General features: G+C 49.5%; 22 protein-coding genes, 1 pseudogene and 1 riboswitch. Of the genes and pseudogenes, 8 read left to right on the top strand and 15 right to left on the bottom strand.

The features are described from left to right. Nucleotides 1–13 precede the first annotated feature (13 nt). Nucleotides 14–301, bottom strand: coding sequence for a hypothetical protein (locus tag AN963_RS26255; protein ID WP_055747448.1), 288 nt, complete (start codon nt 299–301; stop codon nt 14–16). A gap of 168 nt (nt 302–469) precedes the next feature. On the opposite strand from AN963_RS26255, the gene AN963_RS26260 reads away from it, so the two are divergent. Both AN963_RS26260 and AN963_RS26265 read left to right on the top strand, forming a co-directional pair. After that, nucleotides 470–1,465: a metal-dependent hydrolase gene (locus tag AN963_RS26260; RefSeq protein ID WP_055747449.1), complete on the top strand. Its 996-nt coding sequence runs from the start codon at nt 470–472 to the stop codon at nt 1,463–1,465. Between the two features lie 146 nt (nt 1,466–1,611). Beyond that, nucleotides 1,612–2,169 carry a pyridoxamine 5'-phosphate oxidase family protein gene (locus tag AN963_RS26265; protein ID WP_083497064.1) on the top strand — a complete coding sequence of 186 codons (558 nt, stop codon included), beginning with the start codon at nt 1,612–1,614 and terminating at the stop codon, nt 2,167–2,169. Nucleotides 2,170–2,243: 74 nt separating this feature from the next. Here the strand turns inward: AN963_RS26265 and AN963_RS26270 are convergent, their stop codons facing one another. The 5 genes from AN963_RS26270 to AN963_RS26290 all read right to left on the bottom strand — a co-directional run bounded on the left by AN963_RS26270 (nt 2,244) and on the right by AN963_RS26290 (nt 6,475). Next, nucleotides 2,244–3,095 carry an alpha/beta fold hydrolase gene (locus AN963_RS26270; protein ID WP_055747451.1) on the bottom strand — a complete coding sequence of 284 codons (852 nt, stop codon included), beginning with the start codon at nt 3,093–3,095 and terminating at the stop codon, nt 2,244–2,246. A gap of 306 nt (nt 3,096–3,401) precedes the next feature. Beyond that, on the bottom strand, nt 3,402–3,848 hold the full coding sequence (locus AN963_RS26275; RefSeq protein WP_055747888.1) for a carboxymuconolactone decarboxylase family protein: 447 nt from the start codon (nt 3,846–3,848) through the stop codon (nt 3,402–3,404). A gap of 81 nt (nt 3,849–3,929) precedes the next feature. Continuing rightward, nucleotides 3,930–4,814, bottom strand: a complete 885-nt coding sequence (locus AN963_RS26280) for an RNA polymerase sigma-70 factor (protein WP_055747452.1) — start codon at nt 4,812–4,814, stop codon at nt 3,930–3,932. Next, complete coding sequence (locus AN963_RS26285) at nt 4,814–5,608, bottom strand: dioxygenase family protein (protein ID WP_055747453.1); 795 nt, start codon at nt 5,606–5,608, stop codon at nt 4,814–4,816. The genes AN963_RS26280 and AN963_RS26285 overlap by 1 nt, the downstream gene beginning before the upstream one ends. Nucleotides 5,609–5,866: 258 nt before the next feature. Beyond that, the gene (locus AN963_RS26290) at nt 5,867–6,475 is read right to left on the bottom strand and encodes a superoxide dismutase (RefSeq protein ID WP_055747454.1); all 609 of its coding nucleotides are present in this window, start codon (nt 6,473–6,475) and stop codon (nt 5,867–5,869) included. A 194-nt stretch (nt 6,476–6,669) separates the two neighbouring features. On the opposite strand from AN963_RS26290, the gene AN963_RS26295 reads away from it, so the two are divergent. Next, a complete protein-coding gene (locus AN963_RS26295; protein WP_055747455.1) occupies nt 6,670–7,437 on the top strand; it encodes a TSUP family transporter in 768 nt (255 codons plus the stop codon). Nucleotides 7,438–7,540: 103 nt separating this feature from the next. Here the strand turns inward: AN963_RS26295 and AN963_RS26300 are convergent, their stop codons facing one another. Both AN963_RS26300 and AN963_RS26305 read right to left on the bottom strand, forming a co-directional pair. Next, nucleotides 7,541–7,726, bottom strand: a complete 186-nt coding sequence (locus AN963_RS26300; protein ID WP_055747456.1) for a hypothetical protein — start codon at nt 7,724–7,726, stop codon at nt 7,541–7,543. Between the two features lie 18 nt (nt 7,727–7,744). Then, nucleotides 7,745–7,975 (bottom strand): YneF family protein, encoded by a 231-nt coding sequence (locus AN963_RS26305; protein WP_055747457.1) that lies wholly within the window; start codon nt 7,973–7,975, stop codon nt 7,745–7,747. Between the two features lie 298 nt (nt 7,976–8,273). Between AN963_RS26305 and AN963_RS26310 the strand changes: the two genes are divergently transcribed. Together AN963_RS26310 and AN963_RS26315 are read left to right on the top strand one after the other, a co-directional pair. After that, nucleotides 8,274–9,029 carry an N-acetylmuramoyl-L-alanine amidase family protein gene (locus tag AN963_RS26310; protein WP_055747458.1) on the top strand — a complete coding sequence of 252 codons (756 nt, stop codon included), beginning with the start codon at nt 8,274–8,276 and terminating at the stop codon, nt 9,027–9,029. Nucleotides 9,030–9,045: 16 nt separating this feature from the next. After that, on the top strand, nt 9,046–9,354 hold the full coding sequence (locus AN963_RS26315) for a hypothetical protein (protein WP_055747459.1): 309 nt from the start codon (nt 9,046–9,048) through the stop codon (nt 9,352–9,354). Here the strand turns inward: AN963_RS26315 and AN963_RS26320 are convergent. The 7 genes and pseudogenes from AN963_RS26320 to AN963_RS26350 form a co-directional block, all read right to left on the bottom strand. Next, a complete protein-coding gene (locus tag AN963_RS26320; protein ID WP_055747460.1) occupies nt 9,339–10,160 on the bottom strand; it encodes a metallophosphoesterase in 822 nt (273 codons plus the stop codon). The genes AN963_RS26315 and AN963_RS26320 overlap by 16 nt on opposite strands. Nucleotides 10,161–10,256: 96 nt before the next feature. Beyond that, nucleotides 10,257–10,886 carry a response regulator gene (locus AN963_RS26325; RefSeq protein ID WP_055747461.1) on the bottom strand — a complete coding sequence of 210 codons (630 nt, stop codon included), beginning with the start codon at nt 10,884–10,886 and terminating at the stop codon, nt 10,257–10,259. Between the two features lie 7 nt (nt 10,887–10,893). After that, on the bottom strand, nt 10,894–12,042 hold the full coding sequence (locus AN963_RS26330) for a HAMP domain-containing sensor histidine kinase (protein WP_055747462.1): 1,149 nt from the start codon (nt 12,040–12,042) through the stop codon (nt 10,894–10,896). A gap of 13 nt (nt 12,043–12,055) precedes the next feature. Further along, a complete protein-coding gene (liaF, locus tag AN963_RS26335; protein WP_055747463.1) occupies nt 12,056–12,901 on the bottom strand; it encodes a cell wall-active antibiotics response protein LiaF in 846 nt (281 codons plus the stop codon). A 14-nt stretch (nt 12,902–12,915) separates the two neighbouring features. Beyond that, a pseudogene (locus AN963_RS26340) lies at nt 12,916–13,495 on the bottom strand (class I SAM-dependent methyltransferase). A gap of 93 nt (nt 13,496–13,588) precedes the next feature. Then, on the bottom strand, nt 13,589–14,284 hold the full coding sequence (locus tag AN963_RS26345; protein ID WP_055747465.1) for a PspA/IM30 family protein: 696 nt from the start codon (nt 14,282–14,284) through the stop codon (nt 13,589–13,591). Nucleotides 14,285–14,342: 58 nt separating this feature from the next. Further along, nucleotides 14,343–14,747: a LiaF transmembrane domain-containing protein gene (locus AN963_RS26350; protein ID WP_055747466.1), complete on the bottom strand. Its 405-nt coding sequence runs from the start codon at nt 14,745–14,747 to the stop codon at nt 14,343–14,345. A gap of 307 nt (nt 14,748–15,054) precedes the next feature. Beyond that, nucleotides 15,055–15,195: riboswitch (cyclic di-AMP (ydaO/yuaA leader) on the top strand. A 5-nt stretch (nt 15,196–15,200) separates the two neighbouring features. On the opposite strand from AN963_RS26350, the gene AN963_RS26355 reads away from it, so the two are divergent. The 3 genes from AN963_RS26355 to AN963_RS26365 all read left to right on the top strand — a co-directional run bounded on the left by AN963_RS26355 (nt 15,201) and on the right by AN963_RS26365 (nt 18,087). After that, on the top strand, nt 15,201–15,734 hold the full coding sequence (locus AN963_RS26355) for a C40 family peptidase (RefSeq protein ID WP_055747467.1): 534 nt from the start codon (nt 15,201–15,203) through the stop codon (nt 15,732–15,734). A 250-nt stretch (nt 15,735–15,984) separates the two neighbouring features. Continuing rightward, nucleotides 15,985–16,707, top strand: coding sequence for a response regulator transcription factor (locus tag AN963_RS26360; RefSeq protein WP_055747468.1), 723 nt, complete (start codon nt 15,985–15,987; stop codon nt 16,705–16,707). Next, nucleotides 16,708–18,087 (top strand): sensor histidine kinase, encoded by a 1,380-nt coding sequence (locus AN963_RS26365; protein ID WP_055747469.1) that lies wholly within the window; start codon nt 16,708–16,710, stop codon nt 18,085–18,087. Nucleotides 18,088–18,214 lie beyond the last annotated feature (127 nt).

An 18,214-nucleotide genomic window follows, 5' to 3' on the forward strand; every position in this document is an offset into this window, starting at 1 on the left:
TGCTCCTTTTTCGTTATAGCACTGCGGAACGAAACGCCCATACATGCAGCTTGGCCGCTCCACCCGCTACACAATCGCAAAAAGCCTCATCCGCAAGTCGCCATGCTTTGATTTGGTCGTACTGTTCCACCGCTTGAACTTCAAACGCTTCTACGAAAAGACCGGGCTGATCAATCCCCTCCATACAGCGGTATTGAGTGGCCCCCATAGCGGTCAGTTTATCGGACATGCCTGCAAGTAACGAAAGAGCAGTTGCTCGCTTGGCGGAATCCAGCTTATATTCCACAAAAACAGTTAGCATCACGAAGTCCTCCTTTGCGAGGTCGATCCTTTACCATCATACCTTTTTTGCGGAAACCGGAACAAGATCACAATTTTTTTCAAATGAGGCGGGAAATCTCCTGCTCTCCACGCTATAATAAACAATAATAAATACAGCCAAGGAGGAAAGGAGGAGTACGACGATTCCATGGATACTGCCACACATTTTGCCATGGGCTTCGGATTGGCCGGTCTCGCCTATCTCGATCCTGTCGTAGCAACTACTCCGGGACTCGCGGAAGCCATCATGATCGGCACGGTCATCGGATCACAAGCACCTGATCTAGATGGTCTGATCCGAATCCGAGGCACCGCTGCTTATGTTCGCAATCACCGGGGCGTATCACATTCTGTTCCAGCGCTATTTCTCTGGACAGGAGCGTTGTTTTCCCTCATTCAGACCATTATGCCACAATCCTCGTGGCTCCACTTATTAGGTTGGATCTTTTTGGCGGTCTGTCTCCACGTATTTGTCGACTTGTTCAATTCCTATGGTACCAAGGGGTTGTATCCGTTTCGAGACAAATGGGTCGCTCTCAACGCCATTTTTATTTTTGACCCGTTCATTTTCACTGCACATCTCGTGGGCTTCATGCTCTGGGCTGCAGGTCTGGAGCCGGGTAGGTTGTTTCTCTGGATCTATGTGATAATCGCCGTCTACTATTACTGGCGCATTCAGGCACAAAAACGCACGACAGAGCTGGTACGTCAGCGTATTGGGAAATCGGGCATCTACACGATCATTCCCACCATCTCGTGGACGCAATGGACGTTCGTCGCCAGAACGGAGCATCACTGGTACGTAGGTGAAATTCATTCCGGCGATGTGATCATTCTCGATACGTTTACCATCAAGCCAGAAACCGAATTGATCAATGCCGCCAAAAAGAGTCGCAAGGTGCAGTCGTTCCTCTCGTTCACGCATCACGTGCATGTAGAAACGACTGAAAGACCTTTTGGCTACGAGGTGAAATGGATCGACCTGCGCTATCGCTCGCGCTTTCAAGGAAAGAGTCACTATATGTTTGTCGCAGTCGTTTACCTTGGTTTTGACTTAGAAATTCGGGATTCGTTTGTAGGCTGGATCCATCGTGGAGAAGACCAATTGACCAAAAAAATGGACCCTAACCGACAGCTCGGTTAAAACTCGTGCCGCCCACGCTAGCTTGGGCGGTTTTTTTCATCTGACCTGCTTCATTTTTTGATAATTGCCCCTTTTGACCATGCCAAAAAACTTTTACGATAGGGCTACCAATTTCAAAGGGAACTTGTCAGATGGAGGGAACTACCGTGATTCCAATTCGCTATTCCAAACGTACGTTGACCGATCAAGAGCAAATTGATGCCTTTTTGGCCCACGCCAAGGTGGGAAACCTGGGGTTGTCCAACGGAACAGAGCCGTACATCATTCCGTTAAATTTTTGCTGGTGGAATGGTCACATTTATTTTCACGGAGCAGACTCCGGACGAAAGGTAGAAATGATCAATGCCAACAACCGCGTTTGCTTCAGCGTTTGCGAGGAGTATGGCACCATTGCGGACCCCATACCTGCTCATACAGACACAGCTTACATGAGCGTCTTTTTGTCGGGAACGATTGAACGCGTGCAGGACCCGGATGAAATGCGGGATGCCATGCAGGCAATGCTCGACAAGTACGTTCCCGGCTACTATCCGGAGCCACTTTCTCTGCAGCACGTGGTCAAATATCGTTCCTCCATGGGAAGTGTGACAGCCGTGTTTCGGATCACGCCAGACAGTCTCACAGCCAAGGGTAGCCCGATGCCTGAAGAAAAGCGGTTTTATCCGGGACGGACGATCGGGCAAGACAGCAAAAAACTAGACTGATCCAATATCCTACCAATTGAAGAAAAAGGTTACCACCGGCACTAGCCAGATGGTAACCCTTTTTTATGCAACACTTATTTCGTGTGAGCAAATACCGCTCGGATGATCGTATCCCAATCCTCATCGTGCACTTCATGTCCGGAACCTTCCAAGGTCAGCAAGGCAGCACCCGGAATTTCCCTCACGAGAGCCAAAGCATGCTCATACGGGAGCACCGTATCATGCGTCCCGTGAATAACCAAAGTCGGTACCTTGATCTGGGTATGCCTGCCTTCAGAATCATCATCCCCTACGAGCAGGGCGTGATTAAACATGCTGAGCAAGTTGCTTGCTCTCTTGATTTCCGCAGTGACTTGAGCGAAAACGCGCTCTCCGTTGAAGGAATGAGCGGGACCGCACAACAACGCTGAGCCTGCTACCAGGTAGTCCGCAACCGCTGCTTCGTCCGTCCAATCCAGGCTGCCGCCATTCGCATGATAAGCTAGTATTCGCTCATCCATCGGAGGCAGATTGCGGTTGTTCTGATCGGAACCAAAAATGCCCGATGCGATCAGTGTCATTGACTGGACACGTTCCGGGTGCTTTACGGCGATCACTTGGGCAATCATCCCTCCGAGAGACATCCCGACCAAATGGGCCTTTTCGATTTGGTAGGCATCGAGTACACCCACGGCATCATTTGCCATATCGGCTACCGTGTAATTGGATGTCCCCGGCTCATAAGCCGTAGAGCGTCCCACATCACGGTTATCAAAGCGGATGACGAAACGGCCCGTATCCGCCAGACGCTGGCAAAATGCTGTATCCCAGTACACCATCGAGCACATAGCTCCCATGATCAGCAAGACTGCCGGATCGGCGGGATTTCCAAAGCTCTCTGCACATATTTCAATTCCATTGATTGGATGGATGGTTTCGCGTTGCATGTTTCATTCCCCATTTCATTCGTAATTGTCCGTAATTTGGTAAAAGGCAAACTCAAATAAACCCACACATTTTTCGCAAAAATGGAATGAGCTTTCTAAGAGTAAATCCCAAATTAGCGCAGACGAATGAATTTGATAATCACGCTACGCACACCCTTCTGGATGAACTGGCTGGCCACCTATTATTGTAGCACATGCCTGCAAGCTCTCGCATGACAGATGCTTGCCTCTCTCCCCTGCATAAAATAAGGAGTGGCTAAAGGAGAAACCTCCTCCCTTTGCCACTCCTCCCTACTTACTTGCTGCCTACAGTTCACATGGCGCCGTCATCCCGGTGGAGATCGCAATCCGATTCCAGGCGTTAATGGTGTTAATCGCCATGATCAAAGCCACATATTGTTGTTCATCGAAATGCTCGCGGACATTCGCGTAGATTTCATCAGATACGCCGCCATTTGAAATCAGTGTAACGGCTTCTGTCAATGCGAGCACCGCGCGCTCCGCATCCGTGTAGAACCCTGCTTCCCTCCAAGCATTGAGCAAGTAGATGCGTTGTTCTGTCTCTCCCAGTTTGCGCGCGTCCTTGGTATGCATGTCGAGGCAAAAAGCGCAGCCGTTGATTTGCGATGCCCGGATCTTGATCAGCTCCATGAGGTTTTTGTCCAAACCGCTCTCCTGCACGTACTTCTCCAACTGCAGCATCGCGTTCAATGCTTGCGGATTGGCAGATCGATAATTCATTCTGGCTTTCATGATCATCTTTCCCTTCTACTCGAATTGTCTTTACAACCTCCAAGACGAGTGACGCTCCCTTTTTGTGACCAAAAATCATGCTTACAGGGAAAAATGCTTCAATTTTTCTGGATTGATCATCATATAAAGCCTTTCGATCCTATCCTCACGGGAATTCAGCACGACATTGATGACTCTTGTCGGTTGACCTTCGCCTGAAATGACGAAACCGGTCTGCCCATTTATGGACCGAATCTGTATGCTGACGTTGTTCTCCCACTTGCGCCACACGCCTGTCAGGAATGCGACTACGCGCTGGTCGGAACGAATCGGGTGGATCGCTGCACGCGTTTTTCCGCCACCATCTGTGATCAAGACAGCATCCTGACTCAACAATCGCACCAGCGCATGGGCATCCGCATGCGACATGGCGTAAATCAGCTGCTCCACTAGTCGTTTGGATCGCTCCGGCTGCGCTTCTACTTGCAATCCGTCGCCCGCTCCATTGAGCTTTTGCTGGGCACGACTGTATAGCTTGCGGCAGCCCGCCTCCGATTTGTTCAGCATCTCTGCGATAGCACTGTATTCGTAGCCAAGTGCGGTGCGCAATACATAGACAGCCCGCTCATCAGGAGAAAGATTCTCCAATAAGACGAGAAGCCCGTACGAGATTGATTCTTCCCGAATGACGGCTTGTAGGGGGTCGCCGCTTACCGAGTCGTCTACCAAGGGCTCTGGCAACCACTCTCCCACGTACTGCTCCCGCTTCCAACGCGCTGACTTCAACGTATCCAGACAACGGTTTGTTACGGCTTTGCACAAATAGCTTTTCATATGGTGAATGTCTTCGATGTCGCTCTGCGTCAAAGCAAGAAACGTCTCCTGTACGCTATCTTCAGCCTCTGTCACGGACCCCAGCATGCGATAAGCAAGGGAGAACATCAGCGGTTTGTACTGTCGATAGACATCCTCCATCCGTATCGTCATTATTCTGCTTGCCCGAACTGCCAGATCGTATGGCTCAGACTGCCGTAACGGAAGCTCATGTGCAGGCGTTTGGCGGTACGCTCGTCATCCGCAGCTCCCATCGCGTAGATGAGCGGAACAAAGTGCTCACTGCCATAAGCAGGAACCGCTTTTTCAGCGTGAGGTGCCAGAGCACGATATTGCGCCAAATCGGTTACGTTCCAATCCGTCAACGTTTCTTTTAGCCATTCCTCAAACTGCAGGGACCACTCAAACGCTCCACCCGATGTCTCCCGCATGTCCAGGTAGGAAAAATTATGGATCGTACTGCCGCTGCCGATGATCAATACATCTTTGGCACGTAGAGGACTCAGCGCTTTCCCGATCGTGTACTGCTGCTCGACGGTCAAATTTGGATTCACGGATAGCGACACAACAGGCACGTCCGCATCAGGATACACTTTTCTCAACACGACCCAATGACCGTGATCAAGTCCACGAGATTGATTCAAACTGACTGGTACCCCGGCAGCCTGCAACAACGCTACCGTTTCTTCTGCAATTTCCTGATCTCCTTTTGCTGGGTATTGGATTTCGTACAACGCTTGTGGAAAGCCACCAAAATCGTGAATCGTCGGAAACGTCTCCATGACCCCGACTTCTTGCGTGAAAGACTCCCAGTGCGCAGAGAACATCACGATCGCACGAGGACGGCGAGGCAGCAGATTAGGCAGATCGTTTAGAGCTTGTGTATAGGAATTATCTTCGATCGCGAGCAATGGTGCTCCGTGAGCGATGAACAGAGATGGCATCATAGTAGAAACACTCTCCTTTATTTTTTTAACCTAGTTACTTTTAGTAAGTATTATAACCGATTTCTTTTCCTTTTTCCATCCTTATCATTGCCAATATCGGAATAAGCCTCTTTAAGAAAAAAATAAGAGGTGATGGCGTCGCTCACGGAAACCATGTAGACACAGTGAAAGCACGGATGTAAAACCCTCCATCCTAGAAATGCAAAAAGGCTTGTCGCTTCAACAGCAACAAGCCTTTTTCTATGTGATGAACAGCTATTATTTCGCAGCAGCGAAACGTTTGCTTACTTCATCCCAGTTTACTACGTTCCAGAACGCGCCGATGTAGTCAGGGCGTTTGTTTTGGTATTTCAGGTAGTAAGCATGCTCCCAAACATCCAGACCCAGGATAGGCTTTTTGCCTTCCATTACAGGACTGTCTTGGTTTGGAGTGGAAGTGATCGCTACTTTACCGCCATCAGCTACCAGCCAAGCCCAACCGGAACCGAAACGGCCAGTTGCTGCTTTCGCGAATTCAGCTTTGAAGTTGTCAAAGCTTCCGAAAGCCGCGTTGATTGCGTCAGCCAGTTCACCAGCTGGTGCGCCGCCGCCATTCGGGCTCAGGATTTCCCAGAAGAGGGTATGGTTTGCATGTCCGCCACCGTTGTTGCGAACTGCAGTGCGAATGCCTTCTGGCAAAGCATCGATGTTGCTGATCAGTTCTTCTACGCTTTTGTCTTGCAGGTCAGCGTGAGCTTCCAGAGCAGCGTTCAGGTTGTTCACGTAAGTTGCATGGTGACGTCCATGGTGGATTTCCATTGTTTGAGCGTCGATATGTGGTTCCAAAGCATTGTGCGCGTAAGGCAATGCAGGCAATTGATGAGCCATTGTAACATTCCTCCTCAAGATATGTAGTGGTCAAGCTTCGTCTTTATTATAATGCAACCGACGCACTTTTACAACAAATAAGTATGCAAAGTATCGAAATCTATAATTTAAACTTTCATAGATTTCCTTCTTGCAAACCCGATCGACCGTGCTAGACTTGGATTATTACAAACATGGAAAACTAGGTGATTTACGTGGAAATGGATTTATCGACCATACTTTTTCTTGCACTTTTTGGCTTTGTTGCCGCCTTTATTGACAGTACCGTAGGCGGTGGTGGACTGATTTCCCTCCCTGCTCTGCTCGGTCTCGGGTTGCCTCCTTACCTCGCGTTGGGTACGAACAAGCTGGCAGGAACGATCTCATCCGCTACCAGCTCTTTCACTTTTATTCGCAACGGTAAATTTGACAAGAAGCTGATGTTCATGCTCTTCCCCGTCTCGCTGATCGGAGCGTATTTCGGAGCCAAAACGGTGTTGTTCGTACCGCAAGAGCTTTTGAAAGTGCTCGTGATTATTATGATGGCTCTTATTTTCGTTTATACGCTGTTCAACAAGCGATTCGGTGAAGTAGCCAATTTCAAAGGCTACACCAAGTTCACTCTCAGTCTGGGGATCCCTTTTACCTTCCTGATCGGTTTTTATGATGGCTTTTTTGGACCGGGTACCGGTTCCTTTTTCGTTTTCTTGATGGTCTTGCTATTCGGCTATGACTTTGTGATCGCTGCAGGAAATGGACGCATCCTCAATCTGGCGAGTAACATCGCAGCACTCACTGTGTTTACCCTCGAAGGCAAGGTCGTTCTTGTAACAGGTCTAGTTATGGGTGTGGCCATGCTGCTCGGTGCTTCCTTAGGTGCTCGAATGGCAATCAAGACCGGTGTGCGCTACGTTCGTCCACTCTTTTTGATCGTCTCTATCACCCTGATCACCAAAATGGTGTATGAATTGATCTTTTCTTAAAGGAAATGTTGTACTTCTCTCCTTATTAACCTTTCGAGGGGCATGCCAAACAGGCTGTCCCTTTTTTGCACGAAAAAAAGCCTGGCAGCCGCCAAGCTTTCCTCTATTCTTCCTTGCCTTTTCTCTGCTTCATGCGCAGAATGATGCCGTCGATCAGCAGGCCGATGCCCGCTCCGTAAAAAGGCGCTGCAAACCGGGTTCCTTCTCCGAGAGGCAGCTCTTTCATATACACGAGGAACACGCCTAAAATAAAGCCGATCATCGTGTAGCGCAGACGGGTCGGACCCATAACGACACCCCTCCGCCTCTATTTCCCGAATTTATTTGGCATTTTCATATTCTTCATTGTGCGACTCATTTGTTTCAGCTGTTTTTGGTTCAAATTCATACCCATTGAACGAGCCATGGCTTGCAGCTGCTTATCATCCATTTGCATGTTTTGCATTTGTTTCTTTAAATAATAAGTCCCTCCGGCAAAACCGCCTACCAGGCCAAGCAAAAGTGTAACGATCGGGATTACCCAGTTGTACCAAGCCATCAATACATTACCATCCTCTTTGCGTAATTACGAACCCTTTTATTGTACCATAGATAGGCGATATGTACATTGTCACCATTAGAAAACTTGGCTTTGCCAAGCCTTGGCGCCAGCGAAGCCTTAGTACCCAAAGGGCACAAGTCTCGCTTTCTCACTTCGTTCGAAGTCTCGCTATGTTGCGGTTATACAATCATCCTTAGAATTTTAAAACTTTCCGATAGTACAAGAAATTGATGACACTGCCCTCAGCATGCTTCCCTTCCCGAGCATATGCTGATGGAGAAGAGGTGATGATAACATGGCTCCTATCGTCATTGTGGACGCCGGGCACGGTGGCATCGATCCAGGCGGAGGAAACAGCGCGCAATTTACAGAAAAGGCGATGACCCTGAACATTTCCCTCTATCAATACCGTCGATTTCAAGAATTACAAATACCAGTAGCGTTGACGAGATCGTCTGACGTGACCTTGCAAAGTGAAGATCGTACCGCACTCGTCCGCAACAGCGGTGCTCGCTACTGCATTTGCAACCATATCAATTCAGGCGGCGGTCGTGGTTCTGAGGTCATTTACTCTATTTACAGTTCAGCTGCGTTTCCACGCTTGATCGCTGATGAACTGGAAGCAGAAGGAATGCCGAACCGTCGCATCTTTACCCGTACCCTCCCCAACAATTCCAAGCAGGACTATTACTACATGAATCGCGAGACGGGTAGCGTAGAAACTGTGATCATCGAGTACGGGTTTGCGGATAATCCGTTGGATGCGGATAAACTGGCCAAAGACTGGAAAACTCTCGCGGAGGCAGTCATTCGCGCGTTTTGCGAATATGCCAATCTAACGTATCAGCCGCCGAAAACCGCCCCACCATCTACAGGCGGAGGCAGCGGAGGTGGCAGCGACGTGCCTGACTGGAAACAGGAAGCAATCGACTGGATGTTTGATCAGGGACTGTTGACCAATGAGGATTGGCGAAACCAGGCTGACACGTCACTCCCTCTATGGGCAGAGGCCGTGATACTGAAACGCTTGTACGAAAAATTGAAACCGTAACGGGAGATGTTGCCGCGTGGGATTTGATCTGGGCTTGATCATCGCATTCGCCCTGGCGGCCACCGCAACCCTGTCCGATGTATTGGGCATTCCCAAAAAGCTGCGCGGCTGGGTAGCGGTGGTCTTGATCGTCGGGCTGTACATGGTGAATCAGTGGTTGTACTCCCCTAACTTTGACTGGAAGGTGGCCTTGATGGAGGGCATCACCGCAGGACTCGCCAGCGTCGGTATCCACTCTTCGGCGAAAAATACCATCGAACAGTGGACGGGGACCTCATCCAAGAACACAAACACCAAGAAACAGGATTCTCAATCTGCCGTGTAACGCGTGAGCGGCGTATCTGTAAGACCTGAATAGTTTTTCTTCGCCGGTACACTCACCAACTCATCCTCCGGGTAGCGATAGGCCGTCAGCATTCCGCCAAACACGCACCCCTGGTCGATGTTGAGTGTGCCGTTTCTTCTTTCCGGTTCGGGACGAGGGTCGTGCCCCCAGACGATCAAGGGCTGACGTTCTTTCCTCTCTTTTGCCCACTCCCTGCGGATCGGACGGCCATCTGGACCGGTACCGGCAACATCACCGTAACGGCAAAACGTATGTACGGCAGGTGACTCCAACCCTATGTAATCATCCTTGATTCCCGCATGGACAGCGACAGCAACGAGCTTATCGCCTCTCTTGACCATCATATGGGAGGGAGATGAAAAGAGCAGTCTGCGACTCTGCTCTCGCAGCAAGGTGGCCTTCTTGGGGCCAAACTCCTGCTGGTAAGAGCGAAATTCTTCCTCGACCTTTTCATCGCCGTGCGCGAGTGTCACGGGTCTGCCATCCAGCCAACGGGCGACCTTCCACCCGTGATTACTGTCCACCATCTCCGCCAAGCCTGTGGAAATATGGTGAATAAAAAATTGCAGCATCTTGATAGAATAAGGGCCTCTGCTTGTAATATCACCGAGGGAAAGGAGCTTTCTGCCCTGGGGATGGCGAAATGTACCGTCATGACTTCGCTCATAGCCCAGCCGCTTCAGCAATTCCATAAATTCGTCGTAACAACCATGGACATCACCGACGATGTCCACGCCATTGTCAGCCGAAAGCACCTTGGAGCGCGTTTGAGGTTTGTGCCTCATAGCCCGTCCCCTCCTTTCCAAATCTATTACTTACTATCTTTACCACATAAACGAAAAAAACTCACCCTCCAATCTGGGGTGAGTTTTTTCTGTCTATCAACCGAGGTTGTTCGTATGCACATAAATCGCTGCTTGCGTCCGATCCTCTACGTTTAGCTTGGCTAATATATTGCTCACGTGCGTCTTGACCGTCTTGATTCCGATGATCAGCTCATCTGCAATTTCCTGGTTGGATTTGCCTTGCCCGATGAGCTTGAGCACCTCCAGCTCTCGTGGCGTCAGTTGCTCATGTGGATGAGATTCTTGTCCGTGGCGGAAGCGCGCCATGATTTTCCCAGCCACTCTGGATTCCAGTACAGGCTCACCAGCAGCAGCCGAGCGAATCGCCCGGGCAATTTCAGCAGCACGCGATGTTTTCAGCAAGTAGCTGAATGCACCTGCTTCAATCACGGGATACACTTTCTCGTCATCAATAAAGCTCGTCAGCACGATGACCTTGCTCGCCGGGCAAGCCTCTCGAATCCGTCTGGTTGCCTCCACGCCACCTATTCCTTCCATGACCAAATCCATCAAGACGACGTCTGGACGCAGCTCCACAGTCAAGCGTACGCCTTCTTCTCCACTGCTCGCTTCTGCCACGACCTCAATATCATCCTCTGTGGACAAATAAGCGGCCAAGCCCATCCGTACCATCTCGTGATCATCTACCAATAAAACTCGAATCACGGATTACTCACCCTTCCCGTTCCGTCTGTGACATCAAGGGAATCCGCACCTCGATTTGCGTCCCCTTACCTTTCGCTGAGTAAATCTCCATCGATCCACCCACTTCTGTTACCCGCTCCTGCATACTGCGCAGGCCGTACGACGTCACCTTTTCTCCATCGGGATCAAAGCCAACGCCATCATCTGTTACGCGCAGTCGCACCTGCTCCTGCAAGGTAAAGAGCTTGACCGCGATTTGAGTCGCCCTGGCATGTCGGAGCGTATTGGAGAGGGATTCCTGCAAAATGCGGAACAAGTGGTCCTCGATGCCACTGGGCAAGCCTTCGACCGCTTCGATCTCCCACGTGATCTCCATGGTATTTTTACGTGTCAACTCATCTAGAAGTTCCAAAATGGCTTCTTTCAACGATTTATTTTGCAACGTAGCAGGTCGAAGGTGCAGGAGCAGCGCACGCATCTCTGCCTGTGCTGCCGCCGCCATTTCCTCCACCAATTCAATCTGTTGGGCTGCCCGCTGTGGATTCTTTTCGATCAGTCTCTTCATCGCGGCCGTCGTCATCGCGATCGCGAAAAGCTGCTGACTGACCGCATCGTGCAGCTCTCTCGCCAAGCGCTGTCGCTCTTCGGTCACAGCAGCCTGTCTGAGCTGGTCAGCAAGTGCCGCATTGTGATTGGACAAGCGCTGCAAAGAAGCTACCTGTTCCTCCCACTGGGATGCCAGACGGTTGAGCTGCCAGCCCAGTTCGCCAATTTCATCGACGCCCAACTCAGGCACGCGATAGGACAGCATACCTCGCCCCAGTTTCATCGCCGCTTCCCACAACACACTGATCCGCTTTTTTAACAGATTGCCGTAAATATAAGACGTGATCAGCCCCATCAACGCGCTAATGGGCAGAGCTACCGCAATCGCTACAGACTGGATGACCCAATCAGGCTCTTGCGGCAATTGGACTCCCAAATAATCTCGTACCCACGCATTGACCTGCGAATCCTGAATCAGACCCGTGTACCACCGTTGGATACCTGGATCATCCTTCCATAAATAATGGAACCAAAAAAAACAAATAAACGCGACTGTGACCGTAGCTATGGACAATCCCATACCGTAACGGACACATTGCCATTGTATACTCGCTAATCGCTGTCGACGCATTCGCCAGTACCTCCTAGATGTACTTGACTTTTATATCGCCGACAAGCAGCGAGATATGCAAATTCACTTTATGCACCGCCAGATCATAGTGATCCGAGCGAATCATAATACTGCGGTTGATTCCACCTTGACGGTTACTAAACACTTCCAGATCTCCGACGGAAAGATCTGCCGAGACGGATACGGGAAGATCTACAGGTACATATATCGTGACGTCTCCGATCCACCCTTCCACGGTCAGCTGTGCTTCTTCCTGCATCAGCATCGCGCGCGACAAATCGATCACCACGTCACCAATTCCATGCCAGACCTGCAAATGGCTCAGCTCAAAACGCCCGGAAGTCAAGTGAAAGTCCCCGATCAACGAACTGCGAGAATCTTTGGGTAATGATTTGCCATGGTGGAGAATCGCCGTATTTTCTTTTTCTAGAATCTTTGCTGGATCTTCTGACATGGGCCCGGGAACATCCTGCTCTTCACGCATAGCAGCTCCAGCAGAGGCTTCCCCTTCTCCTGGGGTGAACTTTTTGCCGACACGTGGTTCTTTTTCCCGTGTCTTTCCCCTGATGAGCCGGAAGCCAAAATAAACGAACAGGATCGGAATCACCAGTTGAAACAAATCATCGATTCCGATGCCAAACCACATTTCCAACGCGATGATAATACCAAGACCAAATAAAATGCCACCGCCGATTCTTTTGTTCTGTCCCCAAAGGCGAACGCCAAAGTAGACCAACACCATCGGCCATAAATCAAACAAACCGAACGAAATAATATGCAAACTGTCTAAAAAGAGACCAATACCCGTCAAGATGATCAGGACACCAGCCAACATTTTGTGCACGCGGGACAGCTTCACGAAAGTCTCCTCTCTTACGCCCCATGCCGATTATTTTCACTTCTGTCCGTTACGACATGTATAAATGAATGCAGGCGGTATGTTCAGCAGGGTGAAATTCGTTTCTACCCAGCTAAATCGTTCCTGCAGCTCAGCTTGGAGTTGTAGTGAATATTGGAATGTAATGAATAGCCCGCCAGGAGCCAGCACAGATTGAATTTCATCCAGGATGGCTGCCCGCAGCTCTTCAGGGAAGTTGGCAAACGGTAGACCTGAAATAATGACGTCCGCCTTGCCAAGTTTCAACTCCTCCAAGTAATGACTCAACATGGTCGCTTCTTCCCGTATCGTTACCTCAGGAAAACGGGACTGCAGCATGGTCCGAAATTGGGCATCGCGCTCCACAAGCACGTAATGAGTATCTGGACGTATGTTTTGATAGATCGATTGGGTGAATGCACCCGTCCCCGGTCCCAATTCCATGATGACATCGGCCCGGTCCCAATCGACACGGCTCAACATACGCTCGCACAAAAAACGGGAGCTGGGAGTAATGCTGCCGACGCGTCCAGGCTCAGCGATAAACCGTCGCAAAAAGACCAAGAAATCTGTCAAGAAAAGAACCTCCTAGGGGAAAAGCAGCCTGTCAGACAGGCTGCCTAATTGCCACAATCTATTCTACATCCGGTGCCCCAGTTCCTGTTCCGATTAGGATTGATCCGCTGGAGCTGCCGTCGTTTTTTTATCCTGCATCGATGCCTTGATGCTCGCCAGTTCGGCATCGAGATCGTCTTTTTCTAGGTCAGACAGAGCGTTGTCCAAGCCGAGACTTGTTTGGCGCCATTGACCGCTCATTTGAGCTTCTGCTTCCATGCGCATGACTTTTTCTTCCATGCGGGCAAACCCGCGGCCGGCGGTCTGGTTTCCCATTCCAACTACGGCATGATTGACTTGCTTTTGGGTACGAGCTACTTGGGCACGAGCCATCAAGGTAAATTTTTTCGCTCGCATCTTATAAAATTCCTCTTTTAGCTCAGCCAGTTTTTCGCGCATTTGTCCAGCCGCCTCCGCTGCGGACAAGTAGAGCGTTTCATATTCCAACGCACGACCCTCATACTGCTTTTTGTCAGCTAATGCACGGCGTGCCAATTCGTCTTCGCCTTCGCTCAAAGCGAGCTTCACTTGGCGATCGCGTTTTTCAATCAAAGCCAATGCTTCATCCCACTGTTGGCGGAATTTCTTTTCCAAAGCTACCTGACGGGCGACTGCTACCTCAACCTGTCCGATTTCTACTTCCATGTCACGCATGTACTGATTGAGCATAACCACCGGATCTTCCATGGAATCCAATGCATCATTCACCGAAGCCACTGTCAGGTCACGCAAACGTCTAAAGATACTCATCTTTTATTTCCTCCTCATCATATCACATCATCTAGTTTCATCCAAAAAGCAAGAGTTCTTACTGCTGATTTCTTGGAACGCCTTTTTCCCAGTTATCCAGTGCATCTTCTTTCAAAACACGCTGTGCCCACTGTCTCTCCCACTCGGCTGGTCCTTCTTTGGGGGCTGGCTTTGGTCGGATCAAGCAGTAGCCTAGATAAATGATCCCTATCGCCAGAATGCTATGAAACAGCAAATGTAACTTCCCAACCAGCATCAGGAGACCAAAGAGGAAGATCAGTACTCCCCAAAAGCGGGAGCCACCATGTCCCATTACTTTGCGGGCTCCGTAAAGCATGATCACACCGGGAACCAAAATCCTTAAAATATCACCACTATCGATTCCCAGTTGATCGAGTAGAACCAACCCGCCGATTAGTAGCAGAACCAGCCCGAGCAGAAACTTTCCAGACCGTTCGCTCATTCCTTCCTTCCCTCCAATCAACTTTCATTGGTGCAGGTGTTAACCTTATGGCTATATTGTATCCCCGGGCATAGGCTCCCCATAACGGGCGAGCGGTTGGTTTTTGTCTCCGTCCTTGGACGGATGCTGCTTCCTGCCCTAATCGGACAAGCTTATTTTCGCTTCTATAGATAGGATGAACCTTGCAATTTCGAGCAAATTCGTTACACGATCAGACAAAATATTGTGACGGAATTGTGAACAAACGCTGAAAAAAAAGGGAAATCCGGACACATACAGAATTCCTATAGGAGTGCGTGTAAAAAAACATCGAAAATAGCCGAGTTCCGCTAGGCGGAAACGGGGGAACCATGTATTTCTGGGGTGAATGGTTGTGCTTTTTGACAACCTAGGGAGTCCTTTCGACCGAACCCTTCAGCTAACCTCGTAGGCTCTGGGAAGGGGCAGTTTCTTTTGCGCAAGTTGGTAGTATCTTTATTTATCGCTGGATTGCTTGCTATGGGAGCCGGCGCTGCACAAGCTGCTGAGGAGCCAACATCTCCTTTGACAGATGTGGTCAGCGATCTGTACGGTACCCCTTACAAATCCTCCGGCACCTCTAAAAAGGGATTTGACTGCTCCGGTTTTACGCGCTACGTATTTGATGCGTTAGGTGTAGACCTGCCACACAACTCTGCTGCTCAGTACCAATTGGGAACTCCTGTCGCCAAGGATGATTTGCAACCAGGCGATCTGGTCTTCTTCAAAACCAATGGTCGCAGCATCTCACATGTGGGCATCTACATCGGGAACGGCACATTCGTGCACTCGGAAACTGGTCGTGGAGTCGTGAACACGAAGCTGAGCGACCCATACTACTGGAGCAAGCGTTACGTTGGCGCCAAGCGTGTAAACGTACCTGTTCTGGAAGCGAAGGCTGCAACTCCGAAAAAGGAAAACGCGGTGCAAGCTGCATCGTTGCCGGAAAATCAAGCAAAAAAACAGTAGTTCGGCAAAAATAGTAAGCCAGGGACCTCGTGTCTCTGGCTTTTTCTGACGAAATTTAGGACCAGGTGTCATGAGGTGACTCTTATAAGCGATTGTTAATGAGTTTTGTACGGTATACTTGCTCTTACCCACTATAGGCATGTTATGATAGACAGATAGTTATTAAATTATTTTTGAACGTAAAGGAATGCATAAGCGCGAAGTCTTATGCGCGATTCCTTATTAATAGAAGTAACTGGGGGTAGTTCCGGTGAAAGATCACGTATTGATAGTCGATGACAACACGGAAATTATTGAGCTGCTGGAAGATATTTTGGAAAACGAAGGCTTTGAAGTATCTACTGCCGAGAGTGGCGAAAATGCGCTGGACCTTTTGAAGAATGGCGAAAAAAAGCCGAATCTGATCTTGCTCGACATCATGATGCCGAACATGAGCGGTTATGAGCTATGCTCGCAAATTCGGCGAGAATGGGATTTACCGATTCTGTTCCTGAGCGCGAAAGGAAAAGCGGTGGACAAGGTCGTCGGTTTTGAGATCGGAGCGGACGACTACATCACCAAGCCATTTGATACCGAGGAATTGCTGGCTCGTATCCGCGCTCACCTGCGCCGCTATGAACGAATTCGCAAGCACACGGAGGAACAGCCAGAAAAAGAAGCGTCCCATTCACCGATTACGGTGCTGAAGTTCAAGGATCTGGAGATTCATAAAGAGACGTATTCGGTCTACGTCAGCAATGAAAAAATCGAGTTGTCCACCAAGGAGTTTCAGTTGCTGACTTTCCTGGCTGAAAATGCCGGTATCGTCTTTACTCGTGAGCAGATCTACGACCGCGTCTGGGGATATGGCTACGGTTCGCTAAACACCGTCACGGTGCACATCAAAAACTTGCGTGAGAAGCTAGAGATGAACCGGCAGTTTATCAAGACACAATGGGGGACAGGCTACGTATTTATCGGGGAGAAGCTGTAGATGAGTCTACGCAACAAGCTGTTTCTTTCTTTTATAGGCTTGCTCACGCTGAACATCCTATTGTTCAAGTTCGTCTTTCAGGACCTCATCGTCGAACAATTAAAAAATGACCGGCATACTCAATACCAGTATGAAAAGGAAACGGCGGAGAAGGTACGCCTCAATCTATTGCTCCGCTCCAGCAACTTCAAGGACCCGACAGAACGAATGGAGCTGGAAAAGCAGCTGCCGGAAGACGTCATGTACCGGATGGTTGTAAAAGACGCAAATGGCAACACGATCTACTCCAAGACCTCGCAAGCCTACAACCTGAAAGTACCACCTCCCACGCCGAATCGAGTTTCTTCCAAAAGAAGTGATCTGAAGGTCGTCGCGGAATATCACTTTCAGCAGGAGCCGCCGCGCGAAGGGGAAACGGTCATCTACTTCTATACAGATGACTATGACATCATGTCGACCAAAGGCGTTTCGATGATGCTGTGGTTTATTTACGGCAGTATTTTGTTAGTCGGGCTCGTCCTGCTAGCCCTGTTTGTTCGCTGGATTTTACGACCTGTCAGCGAGTTGTCACGTGTCACACAGGAAATCCAGGAAGGAAAGCGACTCGTTTCCTTTACTTATCGATCACATGACGAATTCGGCCAGCTCTTCCGCTATTTCGGCGACATGGTCGACGAACTTCGTTTTTCTGAAGAACGCCAGTCTGAACTGATTGCTGCGATTGCTCACGACTTTCGGACACCCCTGACGACCATCAAAGGGTATGCTTCCTACATCGGGTCGGGTCGTGTAACAGATATCAACCGCATCCAAAAACAGATGAACAAAATTGAGCTAAAGACATCAGACCTGGAGCATTTGCTGGACGAATTACAAGATTACACCCAGCAGAGTATTGAGGTACGGCTCAATATTAGCCGCATTCATGTAAAAAACTTCATGAAGGGGATCATCGAGGATTACTTGGTTCGTATTCAGGAAGCCGGGCTATCCTTTCAGTGGAAATTGCGAATATCCAATGAACTGTACATCGATGCAGACGAGACCAGACTGCGGCGGGTCATGGAAAACTTAATCAACAACGCGATTTACTACAACAAGCCAAATGGCTCCATTTTAATTACCTGCGACCAACGCGAGGGACATGTTCTCTTCTCCGTAATCGACAAAGGCGAAGGGATTTCCCCTGAGGACTTGCCCAAGGTGTTCACCAAGTTCTACCGGGCGGAAAAATCCCGCAATCGCAACAGTGGGGGGACAGGTCTCGGCTTGACGATCTGCCAGAGCATCGTCCGACGCCACGGTGGTGAAATGATAGTAAACAGCGAATTGGGGATAGGAAGCAGTTTCTCCTTCACCATCCCCTTTTATCACGCCTAGTTTATTTAGCTTTATAACCAGTTAACATATTCTTTATTTTTGTTTGATATAGTGTGACTTGTAAGCATGTTGCTTTCAGTGATAAATAACCCCCAGTTCGGTATCTGACACAATGCGGCACATCCGT

Origin of the sequence: Brevibacillus choshinensis (assembly GCF_001420695.1) — a bacterium.
GTDB lineage: Bacteria > Bacillota > Bacilli > Brevibacillales > Brevibacillaceae > Brevibacillus > Brevibacillus choshinensis.